Genomic DNA, 18882 nt, shown 5'->3' with positions numbered 1-18882 from the left:
ATATCTTTGACACAATATGGTATTATTTTTATCGACACGCCATCTTAATCTGCATTATTACAGATAAAGATAAAATTCATGAAGCAGATCAACGAACTCCGGCGAATACTGATGATGGGACTGTTCAATGGTCAGTCTGTTTCTAAGCGGATTTCCTACAGGCGTAAGCATCCATTCAGTCAGCAATCTTTTGGGTGCTGAGTCTGGTAACGGGAAAACAACAGTTTCTCTTTTCAAAAAAAAACCAAGTTTATCCGAAAGCTGTTTCAACTCTTCCCTCTTGTCGAAGGGCAGAATCAGCGCGAGCAGACCATCCTGTTTTAAACAGCATTTGGCTGTATACAGTAATTCCTGCAATGTAAGCGAAACGGAGTGTCTTGCCGTTGTCCGTCCTGCATCGGGAGGCAAAAGTGAATTTTCGAACCACGGAGGATTGGAGACAATCAGATCGAACTGCTCCTGCCACAAGCTGGCATAGTCGCGGAAATCACGCAGTTCCACGGTCATTCTGTCAGCAAAAGTAGAATTGTCTGCATTTTTCTTTGCCTGCGCCACAGCTTTCCGGTCTATGTCTATTGCCGTGACACGCGCTCCAGGATTACGCTGCGCCATCATCAACGCAATAAGTCCTGTACCGGTCCCCACATCCAGAATATGTTTACTTTGACCTGCCTCAGTCCATGCTCCCAACAGAACTCCGTCAGTACCTACCTTCATGGCACACTGATCGTGATATACGGTAAACTGTTTAAAACGAAAAAAAGGATTACTCATTGTCTCTTTCAAATGACCGTCGTCTCTTTGGCATGGATTTTGAATATTATACCACACCGGAAAACAAAAGTAACAATTTTCCGTTTTGAAGAAGAATAGAAAAATGAAAATGAATCCATTCAAAATAGATACATTAGGCGACGAAGATTCCGGAGGAAATGTTATTTCATTTATTGCCAGCGACTTCATCGATGGCAATACAGATGTTGATGAAACACATCTTAAGGAATTACTGCCGATACTTCCCCTGCGCAATACGATTGTTTTCCCCGGAAGTACGCTACCCATCTCCGTGGGCAGAAAAAAATCGCTTGACCTGATAAAGTCGCTAGGTAAAAGACAACGCTATATCGGCCTGGTATGCCAGAAGGACACAAGTGTTGAGAATCCAGAGAAGGAAGATCTTTACCGCATTGGAGTAATTGCCGAGGTCCTTCGTGTGATCGAACTGGCTGACAACAACTTTAGTATTATCGTGCAGGCTAAAAAACGTTTTGAATGGTTTGAGATGGCGCAAACTGAACCTTTCATCAAGGCGACCTACAAATTAAGGGATTACGAGCGTGTACCAAAGGAAGACAAGGAATTCAAAGCAATTCTTGACTCCATACGTGATGCAATGCTGCATATGCTGCATCTTCTGGGTGAGCCGCCAAAGGAATTGATACAAACCATCAGCAATGAATCCTTTTCCGATATGCTAATCAGCTACTGCGGTACGAACCTCCCCATTGACAGCAGAGAGAAGCAAGAGCTGTTGGCTATAAACAATGAAAAAGAACAGGCATACCGCATGCTCATGATTCTCAATCGTGAATCACAGGTACTGGAACTGAAGATGAACATCCAGCTGAAAACGCGCGAGGATCTGAATCAACAGCAAAAAGAATACTTTCTGCAACAGCAGATTAAAACCATTCAGGAGGAGCTGGGCGGCAATACGCAGCAGATAGAGATCGATGAATTCCGGAAGAAGGCGAAAAACAAGAAATGGAGCGCCGAAGTGACAGAAACCTTTGAGAAGGAAATACAAAAGCTGGAACGGTTAAATCCGCAATCGCCCGATTATTCCGTACAGTTCGGCTATCTGCAGACTATTCTGGATTTACCCTGGAATGAATACTCCAAAGATAATTTCAACCTGAAGAATGCACAGAGAATCCTGGACAGGGATCATTTCGGCATGGAAAAGGTGAAAGAACGTATTATTGAGCATCTGGCTGTATTGAAACTGAAAGGAGATTTAAAGTCGCCAATTCTCTGTTTGTACGGCCCTCCCGGTGTTGGTAAGACCTCACTCGGTAAATCCGTTGCCCAGGCTCTGAACCGCAAGTATGTACGCGTATCGCTGGGGGGATTACATGATGAAGCCGAAATTCGCGGTCACCGGCGCACATACATCGGTGCCATCCCCGGTCGTATCATCCAGAATATTCAGAAAGCGGGCACTTCAAATCCGGTTTTCGTGCTGGATGAGGTAGATAAAATAGGGAATGATTTCCGTGGTGATCCCTCGTCCGCCCTTCTGGAGGTACTCGATCCTGAACAAAACATGGCTTTTCACGACAATTATCTCTCCATCGATTACGATTTGTCGAAGGTGCTCTTTATTGCCACTGCAAATAATCTGAATACTATTCCACAGCCACTGCTCGATCGCATGGAACTGATCAATGTGGGTGGATATATCACGGAAGAAAAAGTGGAGATTGCTTACCGGCATTTGGTTCCAAAGGAGCTTGACAACCACGGAATAAAGAAAGGTAGTTTTATCATTCCAAAATCTGTGCTGCAAAAAATTGTGGAGCATTATACCCGTGAGTCAGGTGTCCGCGAGCTGAACAAGAAGATTGCCAAAGTAATGCGTAAGGTGGCCCGCAGAATTGCATCCGAGGAGCCTTATCCGAAAACATTAAAGATATCCGATCTGAAAGAATATCTTGGTCCGGAGGAATTTGCCAGGGAAAGGTATCAGGGCAATGAATACGCCGGTGTGGTGACCGGCCTTGCCTGGACGGCTGTGGGTGGCGAGATTCTGTTTGTGGAAAGTTCGCTCAGCAAAGGCAAGGGTTCTAAATTAACCCTTACCGGCAATCTGGGTGAGGTGATGAAAGAATCGGCAATGCTGGCTATGGAATACATCCATTCACATGCACAGGAATTGGATATCGACCCCGATATATTTGAGAACTGGAATGCACACATCCACGTTCCCGAAGGAGCCATTCCAAAAGACGGGCCCTCTGCCGGCATTACGATGATCACTTCGCTGGCTTCCATCTACACACAACGTAAAGTACGTCCCAACCTGGCTATGACGGGTGAGATCACATTGCGGGGTAAAGTGCTTCCCGTGGGAGGCATACGAGAAAAGATTCTCGCCGCAAAGCGAGCCGAAATAACCGACATTATTCTTTGTAAAGAAAACCGGAAAGATATTGATGAAATTAAAGCCGAGTACGTAAAGGGACTTACTTTTCATTATGTAAGCGACGTCAGGGAGGTGATAGATCTGGCACTGCTGGAAGGAAAAGTAACAAACGCTAGAAATTTCAGCTCGTAAACGTAAAAATATATATTAAAAAACCCCTTTCGATGAAAGGGGTTTTTTTAATATCAAGAAAAAAACAAGTTTATTCAGCATAAAATCTGAAATCTTTCAGCATCTCCTGCAGCCTTTTACGGGCAAAGAATATCCTGCTCTTTACTGTTCCAATAGGCAGTGCAAGGTGCTTTGCAATTTCTTCATATTTAAAACCGGACACATGCATGGAGAAAGGCACTTTATACTCATCGGTAAAACTGCCTATTGCCTTGTTGATCTCCTTGATGGTGTAAGCTCCGTCCGGCGTATCAAAACCGGAGTCCTGAGGAAGGTTCAGATGATAGAGATTTTCTGTTTTGTCGATAATGGTCTGACTTCTGACAATTTTGCGATAATTATTTACAAAAATATTATGCATAATGGTGAATACCCATCCTTTGAAATTCACATTTTCATAATACTTTTCCCTGTTGTCTAATACACGGAGTGTAGTTTCCTGCAACAAATCCTTTGCTTCTTCTCTATCGGCAGTCAATGTCAGTGCGAAGTTGAACATATTGTCCTGCAAGCTTAAGAGCTGTTTTTCGAAAGAAATCTTTGTCTTCATAAGCATGACTTTTAAAATTGTGTTACATGCAAATATAAAGAGATAAATTTACAACAAAAGATGTTTTCTACAAAAAAACGGCTAACGATTGTTAATAAAAAAATATTATATATCAATCATCTTATTATAAGCATATTAAATAGCTATTTTTTTACGTAATTTCCCATTAATCAGCCATAAATTATATTGATTTAATTACGGCATACTATTTGCAACATCCTTTTCCGGGCAACAACCTGACAATGTTAAAATATAATTGATAATATATGATACAAAAAGGACAAATTGGGGTAACTACAGACAACATTTTCCCCATCATTAAAAAGTTTTTATATAGCGATCACGAGATTTTTTTGCGTGAAATTGTATCCAATGCGGTCGATGCTACACAAAAGATCAGGACACTTTCAGACGTGGGTGAGTTCAAGGGTGACCTGGGAAACCTTTCAGTGAGGGTATCCATCGACAAAAAAAAGAAGACGCTTACCATATCTGACCGTGGCATCGGGATGACATCAGAGGAGGTTGACAAATACATCAACCAGATCGCCCTCTCTTCTGCCAACGATTTTCTGGATCAGTACAAAGATAATACAAATGCCATCATCGGTCACTTCGGACTTGGGTTCTATTCCTCCTTCATGGTATCGAAAAAGGTGGAGATCGTAACAAAGTCGTACAAAGAGGAGACTCCCGCCGTGAAATGGTCGTGCAACGGTACGCCGGATTTCACCATGGAAGAGGTAGACAAACCGGACCGAGGCACCGACATTATTCTCTACCTCGACGATGAAAACAAAGAATTTCTGGAAAAAGACAAGATTGACTTACTATTAAAGAAATACTGCCGGTTCCTTCCCATTCCGGTTATTTTCGGCAAAAAGCAGGAGTGGAAGGATGGCAAATATGTCGACACAGAGGAAGATAACGTGATAAACGATACAACTCCTCTGTGGAAACAGAAACCAGCCGGCCTGGAAGAGAAGGATTACCTGAAATTTTACCGGGAGCTCTACCCTTTATCAATGATGGAGGAACCAATGTTCTGGATCCATTTGAACGTGGATTACCCGTTCAACCTCACAGGGATCCTCTACTTCCCGAAAATAAAGAACAATCTCGATCTGCAGCGTAATAAGATCCAGCTTTACAGCAATCAGGTTTTCGTGACCGATTCGGTAGAAGGAATTGTTCCGGAGTTCCTTACACTCCTTCATGGTGTGATCGATTCGCCCGACATTCCGTTGAATGTATCCCGCTCATATCTTCAAAGCGATCAGAATGTGAAGAAGATATCAGGTCACATCACTAAAAAAGTAGCTGATAAACTGGAAGAACTTTTTAAAAAAGAACGATCCCAATTTGAGCAGAAGTGGGACAGTCTGAAACTATTCATCGCTTACGGAATGCTCTCTGAGGAGAAATTCTATGACAGAGCATACAAATTTGCGCTGTTGAAAAATATCGACGACAAATATTTTACCCTCGACGAATACAAATCGTTGATTGAAGGAGCACAAACCGACAAGAGCGGGGAACTCATCTGTCTCTATGCCGGCGACAGGGAAATGCAGTATGCGCATATCGATGCTGCCAAAGAGAAGGGATACGATGTGCTGCTGATGGACGGTCAGCTGGATATTCACTGGATGGGGCTACTGGAACAGAAGCAGGGTAAAATCCGGTTTGTGCGGGTCGATAGCGATACAGTAGAACATCTGATAGAAAAAGAGGAAAAAGAGAATGTTACACTCACGGACAAACAGAAGGAGAATGTCACAGAAGCGGTGAAATCTCAACTGCCCGTGATGGAAAAAACCGAATTTGGTGTAGACTTCAAGTTTCTGGGTAAAACATCAAGACCCGTACAGATTACCCAAAATGAATTCTCACGCCGCATGAAGGAGATGGCTGCAATGCAGCAGCAGATGGCTTTTTACGGTGAGATGCCTGATACCTATCAGGTTGTGCTGAATGTAGATCATCCACTGATTAAACTACTCATCAACGAGAGTGAGGACAAGGAAAAGGAGGAACTTATTGCACAGGTAACATCCGACGGCAAACTCAAACAGATGGTCGATCTGGCCTTGCTCTCCGGTGGTCTGCTGAAAGGTGAGGCACTGAGCGATTTTGTGAAACGCGGTTTCCAGACAATATGAAAGTAATTAGATAAGTACCCAATGAACAAGGCCTACGAGGTAACCTACTCCCCCTTTCGTGCATTTACCCGCGAAGAATGGCGGAAACTGGAAGAACATCCCATGTTTCCTGTTTCAGACATCGATCTTACAGCATTACAGGCACTCAACGAGCCACTCACGCTTGAGGAGGTGGAAGATATATACATTCCAATGATCCGGTTGTTGCAGATACATCTCACCCACTATCGGAATCTGCACAATGAAAGGGATCAGTTTTTCGATAACACCAGCAAGCCCATTCCCTACATTATCGGCATTGCAGGGAGTGTGGCGGCAGGAAAGAGCACCACGGCCCGTGTTCTTCAGAAACTTCTCTCCATGACCCCCGGACAGCCAAAGGTAGAACTTATCACGACCGACGGTTTTTTATATCATAATGCAGAACTGGAGCGACGGGGAATATTGAACAGAAAGGGATTTCCGGAAAGTTACGATGCCAAACGGCTTCTCTCCTTCCTCGCTGGTGTGAAATCGGGTAAAGAGCTGCTGGAGGTTCCTTGTTATTCTCATTTATATTATGATGTGATTCCCGGGAGTATACAGACTATTACACGGCCCGACATACTGATCGTGGAAGGAATCAACGTACTGCAGGTCTCCTTAAATAAAAAGACACGCCGGCGTGTCTTCGTATCCGATTTTTTCGATTTTTCCATCTACGTGGACGCCAGCGAAAAGAATCTGCGCGAATGGTACCTGGAGCGATTCAAAAAACTACAGCAGACCGCCTTTCAGGATCCGGACTCCTACTTTCACAAATATGCATCTTATCCGGAAAAAGAACTGATGAAGTTTGCCAGCGAAATATGGGAAGAGATCAACCTGTTGAACCTGGAAGAAAACATACTCCCCACCCGGTTTCGTGCCGATTTGATCCTGGAAAAGGGGGAATGCCATTTTGTCAGAGGTGTCCGCATACGGAAAATTTAACCACACCACCCTGGCCAGCAACTTCACTGATTTTCACCGGTTGTTGTTTTGCTCGTAAAAAAATATCTCAGAAAAAATTGCATTTAATAAATAAAGTTTTTATCTTTGTGTCAATTACATCATGAAAAGGGGGTTCCGGTCTTATTCAGAGAGGCCGGAATTCTTTTTCTTTATGTTATGTTTTCAACCAATAAACAAAAAAATTATGGCAGTAACTTACATGACTGAAGAGGGCCTTCGGAAATTGAAAGAAGAATTGATAGAGATGGAATCTGTACAGCGGCCCGACATATCGCGACAGATTGCAGAGGCAAGAGACAAGGGCGACTTATCGGAAAATGCCGAATACGATGCCGCCAAAGAGGCACAGGGCTTGTTGGAAGCAAAGATTGCACAGCTGAAGAGCCTGATGGCGACTGCGCGGCTGATCGACGAGAGCGCCATTGGCACGGATGAAGTAAAGATAATGAATAAGGTCACCATCAAAAATATGCACACCAAAAGAACGATGACCTACACCCTGGTGTCTGAAAACGAGGCCGATTTAAAAAGTGGCAAGATTGCTGTCAATACGCCCATCGCACAAGGGTTGCTTGGCAAGAAGGTGGGCGATATTGCCGAAATTGTTGTTCCCTCGGGAACCATGACTTTTGAAGTGATAGAGATTTCTATTTGATAATAATGGCAACGATATTCAGTAAAATCATCGCCGGTGAAATTCCTTCCTATAAAATAGCTGAAGACGACCGGTTTTATGCTTTCCTTGACATCAATCCTATGGCCGAGGGCCATACGCTAGTTATTCCCAAACAGGAAACAGATTATGTTTTTGATCTGGATGACAACAACTTGTCGGGACTGATTCTCTTCGCACGCAAAGTCGCCAAAGCGATTGAAAAAGTCATTCCCTGCCGGCGTGTGGGCATGATGGTTATCGGTCTGGAGGTCCCCCATGCACACATTCATCTGATTCCCATCCAAAAAGAGGGAGATATGAATTTATCAAATACTAAACTGAAACTGTCGGCAGAGCGGTTCTCCGAAATTGCACAGAAGATTGTCGATTTCATGGATTAAACTCTTCATCAGAACACCTTCATCAGTTCGTCTGCCAACCTGTTATAATCCTCCACGCGTGAAATCACATCCCCTTCTCGGTTTAGTATAAAAGCTGTGGGAATCTCCCTCACATTGTACATGGAAAGTAGCCGTGCATTCACTGACTCGGGTTCACGCACCGTGATCCAGGGCAGGTTACTGGCCGATATTTTCCAGAAATGTTCATCGGAATCGAAAGAAATCTGATATATCTCAAGTCCTTTTGATTTATATTGCTGATAGATCCGGTTCAACTCCATATTGTGCTTTGGGGAAAAGTTGGCGTTATACACTACAAAATCGAGCAATACAACCTTGCCTTTCAGGGAGGACAATGCAACTTTTGATCCGTTTACTTCCTGCAGCACAATGTCGGGTAAACCTGTCCCGTTTTCCATGGGAGCGCGCTGTAACAATTTCTCCTGCTGCTCCTGTCGACGTCTTGTTTTCAATGCATTCATGGTAAATTCATAGAGGTGCCTGGTACGTTCTGTGTCGGGGTAGTACCGGTTCCACGAAGTGGCCACTGCACCGAACATGGCGTAATCCTGCTTATTATAGGGGTCGAAGATCAGGTAGTTATTTATTTTCTGAAATACCGCATAGTATGCAGCAGCGCTGCCCGGATTACCCAGGACGAGACGGGATATTTTCTCTTTGTAGTCATTCAGGACACTGTCGAGTTGTGCAAGAAAAGTCATGTCATCGATCAATGCCGATTTATGTTTGTTTTCCAATCCGTGAATCTCTGAAGCCGTAAGCTGCACGAGGGCATCCACCTCTCTTAGCTGATCGTTTACGGGCGAGCCGGACACGGTAAAGGTACGGTAAAAATCTGATGCATCTGCGGTAACCTGTAATGTTTCCATCGAATCCACAGCGAAAGTCACTACCTGATTATTTATACGCAACTGATAAAATTCAGGGTTTTTTGGTGCAGGCTGATCAAAGGAAAAAGCGCCCTCCTTTTTAAGAATTACCGAGTCGAGCAGTTCGGTTCCGGCAAGTGCACGATGTTCCAGAAAAAGTGTATCTCCGGCTGCAGAATCTATATTTCCTTTCACGTGAAAAACATTTTCCTGCTTACAGGCTGTCAATGCTCCGCCAACCATCAAGGTGGCCACCAGAATCCCCTTCGTAATCTTATTCATAAATGAGTTATCTCCCTTTCGTTAAACCCGCTACAGGCTTTTCATTTTTTTCTACAATAATAATATTGCAAACTTAACTATTTTTCAACGAATAATGAGCCGGATGACTATTTTTATCTGTTAATTTAAAATGAAGGCCACAATACATTCAGGACAAAAAATTATAAAATAATCATACACATAACAAACAAATTAATTAAATATTTGTTATATATGTCGCATATTAAAAAATCAATGAATCATATTTTTGTAATATTTTATAACTAACTCGTTATGATGCGAAAAATCATCCTTTTGTTTTTTTTGTCGGAAATAATTGTGTCTTCCGGCAAAGCCCAGCATGCCCCTTTTGAAAATTGGGGTGTGGGCTTGAATGCGGGGTTGTATGGGGCAGGAGTCCAAGGAGCGACCTCGCTTTCCCCTCATTTCAAATGGAGAGCCGGTTTCGATTATTTCACCTACAGACATAGTGATGCCATAGAATTTGAGGTCATCGCAGCACATGACGGGCATGAAGCTGATGCGCAGGCTGAACTAAGAGATACCGAGATAACCTTTCCCAACTTCAAGACTTTTGTGGACTACTATCCGGCACAAAATGCCATTTTTTGTCTGACCGGTGGATTTTATGCAGGCACTAACAGAGCCTCCACAAAAGGGTTGATCAAAAATTACCGGGAATTAACTGCTGCATTGGGAGAGAAACCGGAATTGCACTATGAAGATATTGTAATCACTCCCGATGATGACGGCAGCTTTGATGGCAAGCTCCATATGGGTAATACCCTCAAGCCATATTTCGGCATTGGGCTCGGGAGAACCATACCTCAGAATCGTGTAGGTTTTAAATTCGAACTTGGGATAGTATTCCAGGGTAAATACACTTTAAGCAGCCACAATCTGAACGAGGCCGGTCACAACTGGTTGAATAAAATGACAGAAGAACTGGATCTGCCTGTGTCGGAGAAAGCATTAAACTGGTGGCCGATGTTGAATTTTTCATTGACCTACCGTATTCGTTAGCACACGACGGCTGACACAAAATCTTTACTCAGGTTCAGTAAACAATAACTACACCTCCTTTTAGGGATTAATTAGTACTAAACTGCCCCTGGATATCGCACATTTTTAGCAAACTACTTGTTAAATATTGCTAAAACTTTTTCCTCCGACCTTACGGCGATAATTTTGCTTTTTTATACAAAAAAAATGACTTGTTTGTAATTCAAAAAAGTCTTAAATTGCAGCTTGTTTTAATTGGATTAAACATCAGAAAAAGCGTAAACGTATAATTGTTCCATGCAATAGAGGTGCATGTACACATTAACCAAGAGAATCACAGTCAACTGATTTAAATATTACAATATGAATAGTTTGTATTGTTATTTGTCCGTTTTCACCGAAAACATTTCGCTTTCCCCTTCCAGTGAGTTAAAACTGGATATATTGAATCCTTCTTACAGGTTAAATCTGTTAAGCTTTTCTGTTAATAAGAATGACTCAGGAGATCCGACAGCCTACGTAGTGCTGGCCCTTTTTCTGGCGGCCTCCGTAGCTTTGTTGCTATATTCGCTGAGGGAACGGACAAAGAGCAACAGGATTCTACAAAACGGTGCACATCTACGGAACGATGTTTTGACAAAAATTACCCATGAGTTTCGCACACCACTTACCATTATTCTGGGATTGAGCAAACAACTCCGTGAACAAAAGGATCTTTCTGGCAACAATACGCTCACTTATCTTACCGCCATAGAGCGGCAGGGAAGGACTTTATCGGATCTGGTGAATCAATTGCTGGATATGACTAATTTACATACAACAGATGATTCGGTTGAATGGAAAACCGGAAATGTTGTCTCTTTTATAGAAATGATTTACGAAACACACAGCATCTACGCTAGACAGCAAGGTATTGAATTGCAATTTTTTAGCGAAGAAGTAGAAATCGAAACTGATTTTGCACCCACCTATCTGCAGAAAATACTGCAAAACCTGCTTTCCAATGCGATAAAGTATAGCGAGGCCGGTTCCAAAATAAATATAATGCTTGCCCGAAGTAAGAAAGTCCCAAGGAAAATTATTCTCAAAGTAATTGACCAGGGGAAAGGAATCAAAAAAGAGGATCTCCCCCATATCTTCGAGCTGTTTTACAAGAGTCCGGACAGCGATTCGCAAACGAGCAGAGGAATAGGATTGACACTGACAAAACAATTGGTGGAAATTTTAAATGGGACTATCCGTGTGGAAAGTAATGAAGGAAAAGGTAGCGAATTCACCGTGGAGTTGCCAGTGCGTAGAAATGAAAAAAAACTTTATCCATACTGGATTCCCAATAAAAAAAATCATTTACCGATACCACCGAAAAATCAGTCTTCGCTAAAAGAGGAGTTATTTACCGTAAGACCCATTGACAATGACCCACGTACTGCTATTTTACTGGCTGAGGACAACAAGGATATTGCGATATACACCCGATCGATATTCAGCGAAAACAGATACAATATTATCTACTGTCACGACGGGGTAGAAGCACTTAATCTGGCCAACGAGCATTTGCCAGATATTGTGATCACCGATGTGATTATGCCCAAAAAGGACGGGCTTGAACTATGCCGGGAAATTAAGAATTCTCCCCTGCTCAGCCATATTCCCGTCGTCATAATATCAGCCAAAAACGAGGAACAGGATTATATTGAAGGACTGAAATGTGGCGCTGATGCCTATATCAAGAAACCGTTCCAGGCTGAGGAAATACTAGTTCTTGTGGAGAATTTGCTAAAATCGCGCAATCTGTTAAAGGATAAATACCACAGAACTGTAATCAAAGATGAAAAGGGTGAATTCAATGACAATGTTAACGCAGTATTTTTGCGCCATGTCACAGATATCATCTACAGAGAAATGAAAAATCCCGATTTCTCTTCCAAAAAGCTGGCACAGGAGCTGGCTATCAGTGTCTCCCAACTCAATAAAAAGCTGAACGTCACCACAGGGTATCCAGCATCCACCTATATTTTACAGGTTAAGCTTTCATTTGCAAAAAAAATACTGGCTTCACAGCATAAAACGATCGGCGAAGTGGCAGCTGAATGCGGCGTATATGATGTAAACTACTTTTCACGCGTTTTTAAAAAAATGACCGGAGTCACCCCATCACAGTACAAGCGACTCCCTGTAAACTTATAATTCACGATTCGTCATTCTATTTTTTACAACCGGTGCTCTTGTCTGAGGATCGTTGGGCATTGTATTTTACCCACAACATATTTTTTATCCTGGGCACACATAAATAATCTGCATAACAGATATATAGCAATGCTCTGCTTAACATAAATTTACGTAGAGCAATACATTCGTAAAAAATATTTTTCTTTTTTTATCGAAAGCAAATATATTTTTACCATGTGCAAAATGCTGTTTGCAGACGGCTTAGGGAATTATTTACCTTTGTCGCCTAAACGATATAAACCATTAAATGCTTATGAAACAAATGCTCTAAAGGGTGAAATGTTATTTAAATATTCATCTTAAAAAGCGGAAGTGGAAAAGCTCGAACAGCAGGCAAATAAACAAAATAAGGGATGATTTAATTATATAATTAGGACACATTAGCATCTTCAATAATCTGTATATCAATTATTTTAATAAATATATGCGCAGATGGTACTAAGTACTTGGAATGTTAAAGCGTGTTTTATGCTATATTTAACAAAATAAGTCCTAACCGTTAATAGGACAAAAGCGTATGTTTGCGTTCGAAATAAAAGAGCGGACGAAAGGACACCTCACATTTTCCAAACGTACGGAGCGGGATAAAAAGGAAATCCCTTAAAAAACGGCAAACGGTCAGAGCATAAACGATAAGCGTACAAAGAGAATGCTCCAAACGTAATAAAAATGAAATAAACTGTAAAAGAGTGGTAACATTCAATCTTTTAGCACAACAGATCCAGGGGAAATCCTCCGTCGGCAGAAAAAGCGAAACAAACAATTAAATATGCATATATGAAGTATAGACTTGTACAAAAAGCGAATCCACTGGAACCCGAAACCAAACGCAAGTGGTATGCGAGCCCTGTGAAAGCGGGTACCATAAACAACTACCAGCTGAGTAAGGGTATCGCAGGCAAATCGTCTCTCACACGGGGCGCTGTAATGAATGTGATCGAAAATATGGTTGATGAAATACCGCGATACCTGATTGAAGGATATAGCGTGAATTTAAACAACTTTGGCACATTACGGCTTTCTCTTTCCAGTGAGGGAGTAAATGCCCCCACAGAATTCACTGCCGACAATATTAAGAATATGCGGGTTGTTTTTACCCCCTCGCCCGAGTTTAAGAAAACATTGCTGGATATGTCATTCGAAAAAACGGAGTAAACCGGTGCAGAACAACCTGATCGGATGTTACGGTAAACCGTAAAGTTGAATGGAAAAATTAGCACAAAATGGCCAATAAGCATTTCTTTAAAAGATCTTCCCAGATTCCGCAAACCCTTATGCTACATGCGATTGGTTTTGTAACGGGCGATCCCACCATCAGGATCGGTTATCCATTCTTGTTTCACCCCGGTGTACAGATTACCGTCACCGAGCCGGGAGAAGCGAAATGGGTTTATCTGATGCTACCGGTACCAAAAGGAAGTCTGCTTACGGAAATAAAAGTGGCCTATCACCTTTCAGGTATTCAAAGCCGTATATCACACATCCGCCTGGTGGAACAAAGGGAACCGGTGACTGCTGAAGTTATCCACGATGATAAAATAGCGGAAAATATTCCTTCCATCAGTGTGATCAGCTCTGCCTGTCACGTGATTGCAAAAAAAAGCATGCTGCTAAAGATATGCATGGAATTTACCAACACCGATGATATGATTGAATTCGGTGCTATAGAAGTGCAGTTTATTCCGAACTACGAGTTTGTAAACGTACCTGATGAAAGAGACAAAAAACGAAAGGAGGACACGCTGATATACAAATTTAACGGAAAACATGCGGTCAACGAAGCCCAACCCACCTTGACCAATTTGTTTTTTCAGTCAATAAAAAAAAAATCAATTTCCAAATAAACACTTTAGTGAAATATTTTATTTATCATTTTTAAATTTTTTAGTGTATGAAAAAAAAGTTATTTTTTAAGCTATTTATCTTTGCAGTAATTGGCGCATTTGTGACAGTTACCTCATGTAAAGACTATGATGATGACATCAGCAGATTGGATACCGATCTTGCTGCTGCCAAAAGTTCATTGACAGCTGCCGTGGCAGAGTTGAATACGTTGAAGGCGCAAATTGCCGCCGCCGCTACCGACAGTGAAGTTGCCGCTGCCGTGGCTGCTGCCAAAACGGAAGCGATCAACTCAGCAAAGGCCGAAACAACAGCCCAGATCAATGCGCTCAAGGGTGGTTACACCGGCACGTTGAAAGAATTGAACGATAAGATCGCCGCAAATGCAGGGCTGATCACGGTGCTGCAAGGCGATGTGAGTTCCTTGAAGACAAAGATGACCGCCGCAGAACTTCAAATAGCTGCCAACAAAGCTGCTATTGCCCTGCAACAGGCCATCCTGGATAAATACCTGAAGCCTGGCAGCCCCGATTTTGTAGTGGATGCCATCAATGCTATCAAAGCTGACATGGTAACTGTGAAAACTAAGTTAGATGCTGCGGCTACCCAGGAAGATCTGGATGCGCTCGCTGATGACGTGGAAGGTCTTTCGGACGCCCTTGATGCAATCAATGACCAAATTGGAGACATCAACGCTTCGTTGAATATCATGAATTTTGCAAAGATCAACAGCATGATCACCGACATAACTTTTGATTATGATGGTGACGACGTTTGGACAAGAGACAGAGATCTTGACTTCACAACTACACCTGCAAGAGTGACTTACACCTTTGGTGCGGGTATGACAAATCCCATCTCTTTCGTAACAGGACAGAGACAAGCTACAGCAGGTGTTAAAATCACTGTAAAAGTAAGTCCTGCAAATGCCAACCTGAGCAATATGCTGGATAAGATTAAACTGATCCGCAGCGATGCCAATGCCCAGATTAACGATTACGTATACGCCTCAGCAGCCGTGCGTGCCACTCCGCTGTTGACCCGCGCTACTCCTACCGTTACCGGCCTTTGGGATATCACTTTCGAATTACCTACATCGGCAAACCTGGCTGCATTCAGAAACCTGATTCAAAGTCCTGCACCGGTCAGACAGTATCTTTTTGCCCTGGCAATAGAAAATACGATTGACGAAGGTGACGATGCCGAAGATCGTTTTGTTGTTTCTGATTTCGGTATTGCACTGTCAGCGGATGATATCTCTCCAATCTACAATAGCCAAAATGCACCTAATGACTTGGTTTTCCAAGCCAGAAGTAACACAACGGCTCCATGGACAAACCACACCGCTATTCGGAACCGTTATGGTATTCTTGATCCGGTATCAGCCACGAACCTTAATGATATGGCTTGGAATACTGCATGGACTGCAGCCGGTACCAACCTGATTGCAGACGCTGCTGATAACAGAACCGGTGCAGCGTTGTTGAACGTGGAACTGGGCAAAGAATTTGATGTCAGACTAAGCGGTGCTAATGCCGGTGAGATATATGCTTACTATGTAACGTTGGATAAAAAATATGCTGTTGAGAGTATTCCTTCCGAGCTTAATGCATGGAACGCTTATGAACCCAGCATCGAAGGGCTGAACACAGTATTGAAGGCCAACGAAGTAGCGAAGTTGAAAATCAATGCTGCTGCTGCTGCAGGCGACATTATCGGTTTCCGTGTATATGCTGTGAACTGGGATGGCACATTGGTTGACCCCGATGGAAAATCATTCTACGTGGGTGTAGGCGCCAGTGCTTCTACCACACTTGCATTCCAGCAGGTAATCACTGCTCCAATAGGTGCGGGTGTTGCAGTTCCGTCAACTATCGTTGCCTTTACACCTCCTGCAGGCGTTGCCATAGCAAGTGAAGAGTTCACCATGACCATCGGCCATAGTGTGGCACTGACATTTGCCAATATCCAGAGACTGGATAACAACAATAATCCAGTGGCAACCTGGGCTGCAACAAAGAAACTGCAGATCATCGGAGTAATCCCGGCCGACCTGCAAGAAAACATGACCTATACCGGTACATTGACATTGAAGAATGGTGCGGGTATCCCTGTACACATCTCCACACTGACATTGGCTAAGGTATTGCCGACCGCTGACCTGGGAATCACCTACAAGACCAATATCCATCACGATGTGAATGGTGAACAGGTTGTGTATGGCTATCCGATGCCTTCTCTTTATTATGACGTAACAACCGCTCTCAATGTGCCTGCCACGATGACCGACCTGGTTGTGACTAACGGATCCACCTACCCGGCTGTATCTCTGCCGAATTGGAATTTAGCAGCAACCACACCGGCCTTCGGAATAACTGCAGCAAATATTCCTGTCGCAGAAATCGGCGTTCCTTATTTGCCGGCAGCTGCTCCCGGACATGGCAAGATCTACAATCTGACACTGTCGAGGAATTATGGACCGGTGAAATACAATGCAGCATCACCTGCAGGAACTGGTGTAAACTATAACCTGAACTGGACCGGTACTCCGGCACTCAAGGTTGAATTCCGTTCTTATGTACAGGATCTGAGCGACTGGTTGTATGCTGGTACAAACCAGGCCAACACGCCTGTATTGAAATACGGAGCCAATCTGACAGGTTATCCGTTGACCAACATCACTGCCATGCCTCCCGCCGGTGCACGTATCAACCTTACCAATACAGCACCTGCACTACAAGACGGCAGAACGTTCACCATCACAGGTCTGAGAGTACTGACCGGAGCCAACTTTACCGTTGCCAACGAGTATTTTGTTCCTTCAGCCGGTGCTCCTGGTACAATCAATTTCACTGCAGTGATCACTTCTGTACCTGCAGGTCCGGTTCCAACCAAACTGGAAGTAACATTGACCGATAACTTTGGTCATCAATATACCTTCGTTGTACCGAAAGTATTTGACATGACACCCAATTAGTCGATCAATCAATTCAAGGAAAAGACGTCCATAAAGTATGGACGTCTTTTCCCTTTTGTACAGCACTATTTATCTAATTTTCAATAATTAATGAACAAAGCTTACTTTCAATATCTCTTTAGTGAGAAACGGGAGTTCTATAAGCAACTGGGAAAAAAACATAACATGACTGGATGGAAGGCATATCGTATAGCACATGGCAAAAGAGCCAGGAGCCTTAAAGAATACCTTATCTATTTGGAACTCCACAGGACAGGGATGATCAGCTGAACACTGCAAATGTGGTTTTGTCATTAACAAAATAGTTTATTAAAATTTAATAAAGAGCTGATGAAAAAGATTTTTATCTATATGTTCGCATTGGTTCTTCTTCCCCTGTTTGTTACAGCACAGGAAAAAGAAATAAAGGAAGAAGGAAAAACCGTATTCAAATCCCATGCGACCCTGCAACTGCAGGGTGGTGCAGCCCATACGTTGGGTGAAGCAAAATTTACAGACCTGATCTCGCCGGCTGCGGCACTCAATCTGGGTTATCAGTTTACGCCCATGTTCGGGATGCGCATCGGCGCCTCCGGATGGCAGGCCAAAGGTGGATGGGTGGCTCCGGCTCAAGTGTACGATTTCAAATTTGTACAGGGAAATATCGACCTTGTTCTCGATCTGGCCACTCTTTTGAGCAGTTACAATCCTGAAAGAGCGGTCAATCCTTACCTTTTCGTGGGAGGTGCCTATGCCTACGGTTTTGAAAATGGCGCCACCGGACTGAATACCAACGATTATAATCTGGAATATCTTTGGGAAGACAGTAAAGGATTCCTGGGTGGACGCTTCGGACTGGGCATCAATTTCCGTCTGAGCGAGGCGGTAGCTCTCACACTGGAAGGGAGCGCAAATTTGCTGGATGATCATTTCAATTCCAAAAAGGCAGATAACCCCGACTGGCAGTTTAATGCCCTGGCAGGGTTTAAAATTAATCTGGGGAAAACCTATACCCGGACAGAACCGGTATATTATGAACCTCAACCGGCACCGGCACCTACGCCGGCACCGGCACCCAAACCAGCACCGGAACCTACACCGGCGCCAGTAGTGATGAAAGAGTTCCCGCAATTGCCACCGGTATACTTTGCTTTCGACAGCGACGTACTGGATACCCAGAAATATGCATCCGAACTCAGTGTCATCGTTGCTGCTTTGAAGGAATTTGGTGATACCGACGTGGTGATTACCGGCTATACAGACCATAAGGGATCCAATGCATACAACGACAAACTGTCGCTCCGCAGAGCCGAATCTGTGAAGAACTACCTCACCGGAGAAGGAATCAGTGCCTCAAGGCTTTCGACCTTGGGAGCCGGTGAAGATCCCAAAACTTCGGGTGAGGAAGCGCTTACCATCAAGGCCCGCCGCGTGGAGGTTGCCAAATAAAGAGTACACGGAGAAAAGAATTAAACAGATTACAATAACAGCTTTAGTCAGTTTATATCGTAAAAATGCGATAGGTTTAAATTCTACTTCCGGAA

At 43.3% G+C, this 18882-nt stretch carries 15 protein-coding genes; 12 read left to right on the top strand and 3 right to left on the bottom strand.

Features of this window, described 5'->3' with window-relative positions:
• Window positions 1-57 precede the first annotated feature (57 nt).
• Window positions 58-774: a tRNA1(Val) (adenine(37)-N6)-methyltransferase gene (locus AC1HCU_RS01720; protein WP_480368271.1), complete on the bottom strand. Its 717-nt coding sequence runs from the start codon at window positions 772-774 to the stop codon at window positions 58-60.
• Between the two features lie 109 nt (window positions 775-883).
• Between AC1HCU_RS01720 and lon the strand changes: the two genes are divergently transcribed.
• Complete coding sequence (gene lon / locus AC1HCU_RS01715; protein WP_480371003.1) at window positions 884-3337, top strand: endopeptidase La; 2454 nt, start codon at window positions 884-886, stop codon at window positions 3335-3337.
• Window positions 3338-3407: 70 nt separating this feature from the next.
• Here lon and AC1HCU_RS01710 read toward each other — a convergent pair whose 3' ends face one another.
• Window positions 3408-3926 (bottom strand): RNA polymerase sigma factor, encoded by a 519-nt coding sequence (locus AC1HCU_RS01710; RefSeq protein WP_286860553.1) that lies wholly within the window; start codon window positions 3924-3926, stop codon window positions 3408-3410.
• 266 nt (window positions 3927-4192) lie between these two features.
• Here AC1HCU_RS01710 and htpG point away from each other — a divergent pair, with 266 nt between their 5' ends.
• The 4 genes from htpG to AC1HCU_RS01690 all read left to right on the top strand — a co-directional run bounded on the left by htpG (window position 4193) and on the right by AC1HCU_RS01690 (window position 8137).
• On the top strand, window positions 4193-6088 hold the full coding sequence (gene htpG / locus AC1HCU_RS01705; protein WP_480368268.1) for a molecular chaperone HtpG: 1896 nt from the start codon (window positions 4193-4195) through the stop codon (window positions 6086-6088).
• A gap of 21 nt (window positions 6089-6109) precedes the next feature.
• Window positions 6110-7060 carry a type I pantothenate kinase gene (gene coaA, locus AC1HCU_RS01700; RefSeq protein ID WP_286860558.1) on the top strand — a complete coding sequence of 317 codons (951 nt, stop codon included), beginning with the start codon at window positions 6110-6112 and terminating at the stop codon, window positions 7058-7060.
• Window positions 7061-7265: 205 nt separating this feature from the next.
• Window positions 7266-7736: a transcription elongation factor GreA gene (gene greA / locus AC1HCU_RS01695; RefSeq protein ID WP_286860561.1), complete on the top strand. Its 471-nt coding sequence runs from the start codon at window positions 7266-7268 to the stop codon at window positions 7734-7736.
• Window positions 7737-7741: 5 nt separating this feature from the next.
• Window positions 7742-8137 (top strand): HIT family protein, encoded by a 396-nt coding sequence (locus AC1HCU_RS01690; RefSeq protein WP_286860564.1) that lies wholly within the window; start codon window positions 7742-7744, stop codon window positions 8135-8137.
• 8 nt (window positions 8138-8145) lie between these two features.
• Here AC1HCU_RS01690 and AC1HCU_RS01685 read toward each other — a convergent pair whose 3' ends face one another.
• Window positions 8146-9309 (bottom strand): thioredoxin-like domain-containing protein, encoded by a 1164-nt coding sequence (locus AC1HCU_RS01685; RefSeq protein ID WP_480368265.1) that lies wholly within the window; start codon window positions 9307-9309, stop codon window positions 8146-8148.
• A gap of 273 nt (window positions 9310-9582) precedes the next feature.
• On the opposite strand from AC1HCU_RS01685, the gene AC1HCU_RS01680 reads away from it, so the two are divergent.
• The 7 genes from AC1HCU_RS01680 (at window position 9583) to AC1HCU_RS01650 (ending at window position 18787) form a co-directional block, all read left to right on the top strand.
• A complete protein-coding gene (locus AC1HCU_RS01680) occupies window positions 9583-10332 on the top strand; it encodes a hypothetical protein (protein WP_480368263.1) in 750 nt (249 codons plus the stop codon).
• Window positions 10333-10674: 342 nt separating this feature from the next.
• Window positions 10675-12498 (top strand): hybrid sensor histidine kinase/response regulator transcription factor, encoded by a 1824-nt coding sequence (locus AC1HCU_RS01675; RefSeq protein ID WP_480368260.1) that lies wholly within the window; start codon window positions 10675-10677, stop codon window positions 12496-12498.
• 819 nt (window positions 12499-13317) lie between these two features.
• Complete coding sequence (locus AC1HCU_RS01670) at window positions 13318-13695, top strand: HU family DNA-binding protein (protein WP_286860576.1); 378 nt, start codon at window positions 13318-13320, stop codon at window positions 13693-13695.
• Between the two features lie 68 nt (window positions 13696-13763).
• The gene (locus tag AC1HCU_RS01665; RefSeq protein ID WP_286860579.1) at window positions 13764-14384 is read left to right on the top strand and encodes a hypothetical protein; all 621 of its coding nucleotides are present in this window, start codon (window positions 13764-13766) and stop codon (window positions 14382-14384) included.
• 47 nt (window positions 14385-14431) lie between these two features.
• Window positions 14432-17359, top strand: coding sequence for a hypothetical protein (locus AC1HCU_RS01660; protein ID WP_480368257.1), 2928 nt, complete (start codon window positions 14432-14434; stop codon window positions 17357-17359).
• Between the two features lie 90 nt (window positions 17360-17449).
• The gene (locus tag AC1HCU_RS01655) at window positions 17450-17629 is read left to right on the top strand and encodes a hypothetical protein (protein WP_480368254.1); all 180 of its coding nucleotides are present in this window, start codon (window positions 17450-17452) and stop codon (window positions 17627-17629) included.
• A 60-nt stretch (window positions 17630-17689) separates the two neighbouring features.
• Window positions 17690-18787 (top strand): OmpA family protein, encoded by a 1098-nt coding sequence (locus AC1HCU_RS01650; RefSeq protein ID WP_480368252.1) that lies wholly within the window; start codon window positions 17690-17692, stop codon window positions 18785-18787.
• Window positions 18788-18882: the final 95 nt, after the last annotated feature.

The sequence above is a fragment of the Proteiniphilum sp. LBM24028 genome (genome assembly GCF_056629195.1).
Note: the sequence above shows the minus strand (reverse complement) of the source record. Positions and strands in the feature narration are given on the sequence as shown.

Coding starts and splice junctions, on each gene's coding strand:
- AC1HCU_RS01650 (WP_480368252.1), top strand. CDS start 17,690: ATGAAAAAGATTTTTATCTATATGTTCGCATTGGTTCTTCTTCCCCTG.
- lon (WP_480371003.1), top strand. CDS start 884: ATGAATCCATTCAAAATAGATACATTAGGCGACGAAGATTCCGGAGGA.
- AC1HCU_RS01690 (WP_286860564.1), top strand. CDS start 7,742: ATGGCAACGATATTCAGTAAAATCATCGCCGGTGAAATTCCTTCCTAT.
- AC1HCU_RS01720 (WP_480368271.1), bottom strand. CDS start 774: ATGAGTAATCCTTTTTTTCGTTTTAAACAGTTTACCGTATATCACGAT.
- AC1HCU_RS01670 (WP_286860576.1), top strand. CDS start 13,318: ATGAAGTATAGACTTGTACAAAAAGCGAATCCACTGGAACCCGAAACC.
- AC1HCU_RS01685 (WP_480368265.1), bottom strand. CDS start 9,309: ATGAATAAGATTACGAAGGGGATTCTGGTGGCCACCTTGATGGTTGGC.
- AC1HCU_RS01710 (WP_286860553.1), bottom strand. CDS start 3,926: ATGAAGACAAAGATTTCTTTCGAAAAACAGCTCTTAAGCTTGCAGGAC.
- greA (WP_286860561.1), top strand. CDS start 7,266: ATGGCAGTAACTTACATGACTGAAGAGGGCCTTCGGAAATTGAAAGAA.
- AC1HCU_RS01660 (WP_480368257.1), top strand. CDS start 14,432: ATGAAAAAAAAGTTATTTTTTAAGCTATTTATCTTTGCAGTAATTGGC.
- coaA (WP_286860558.1), top strand. CDS start 6,110: ATGAACAAGGCCTACGAGGTAACCTACTCCCCCTTTCGTGCATTTACC.
- htpG (WP_480368268.1), top strand. CDS start 4,193: ATGATACAAAAAGGACAAATTGGGGTAACTACAGACAACATTTTCCCC.
- AC1HCU_RS01680 (WP_480368263.1), top strand. CDS start 9,583: ATGATGCGAAAAATCATCCTTTTGTTTTTTTTGTCGGAAATAATTGTG.
- AC1HCU_RS01655 (WP_480368254.1), top strand. CDS start 17,450: ATGAACAAAGCTTACTTTCAATATCTCTTTAGTGAGAAACGGGAGTTC.
- AC1HCU_RS01675 (WP_480368260.1), top strand. CDS start 10,675: ATGAATAGTTTGTATTGTTATTTGTCCGTTTTCACCGAAAACATTTCG.
- AC1HCU_RS01665 (WP_286860579.1), top strand. CDS start 13,764: ATGGCCAATAAGCATTTCTTTAAAAGATCTTCCCAGATTCCGCAAACC.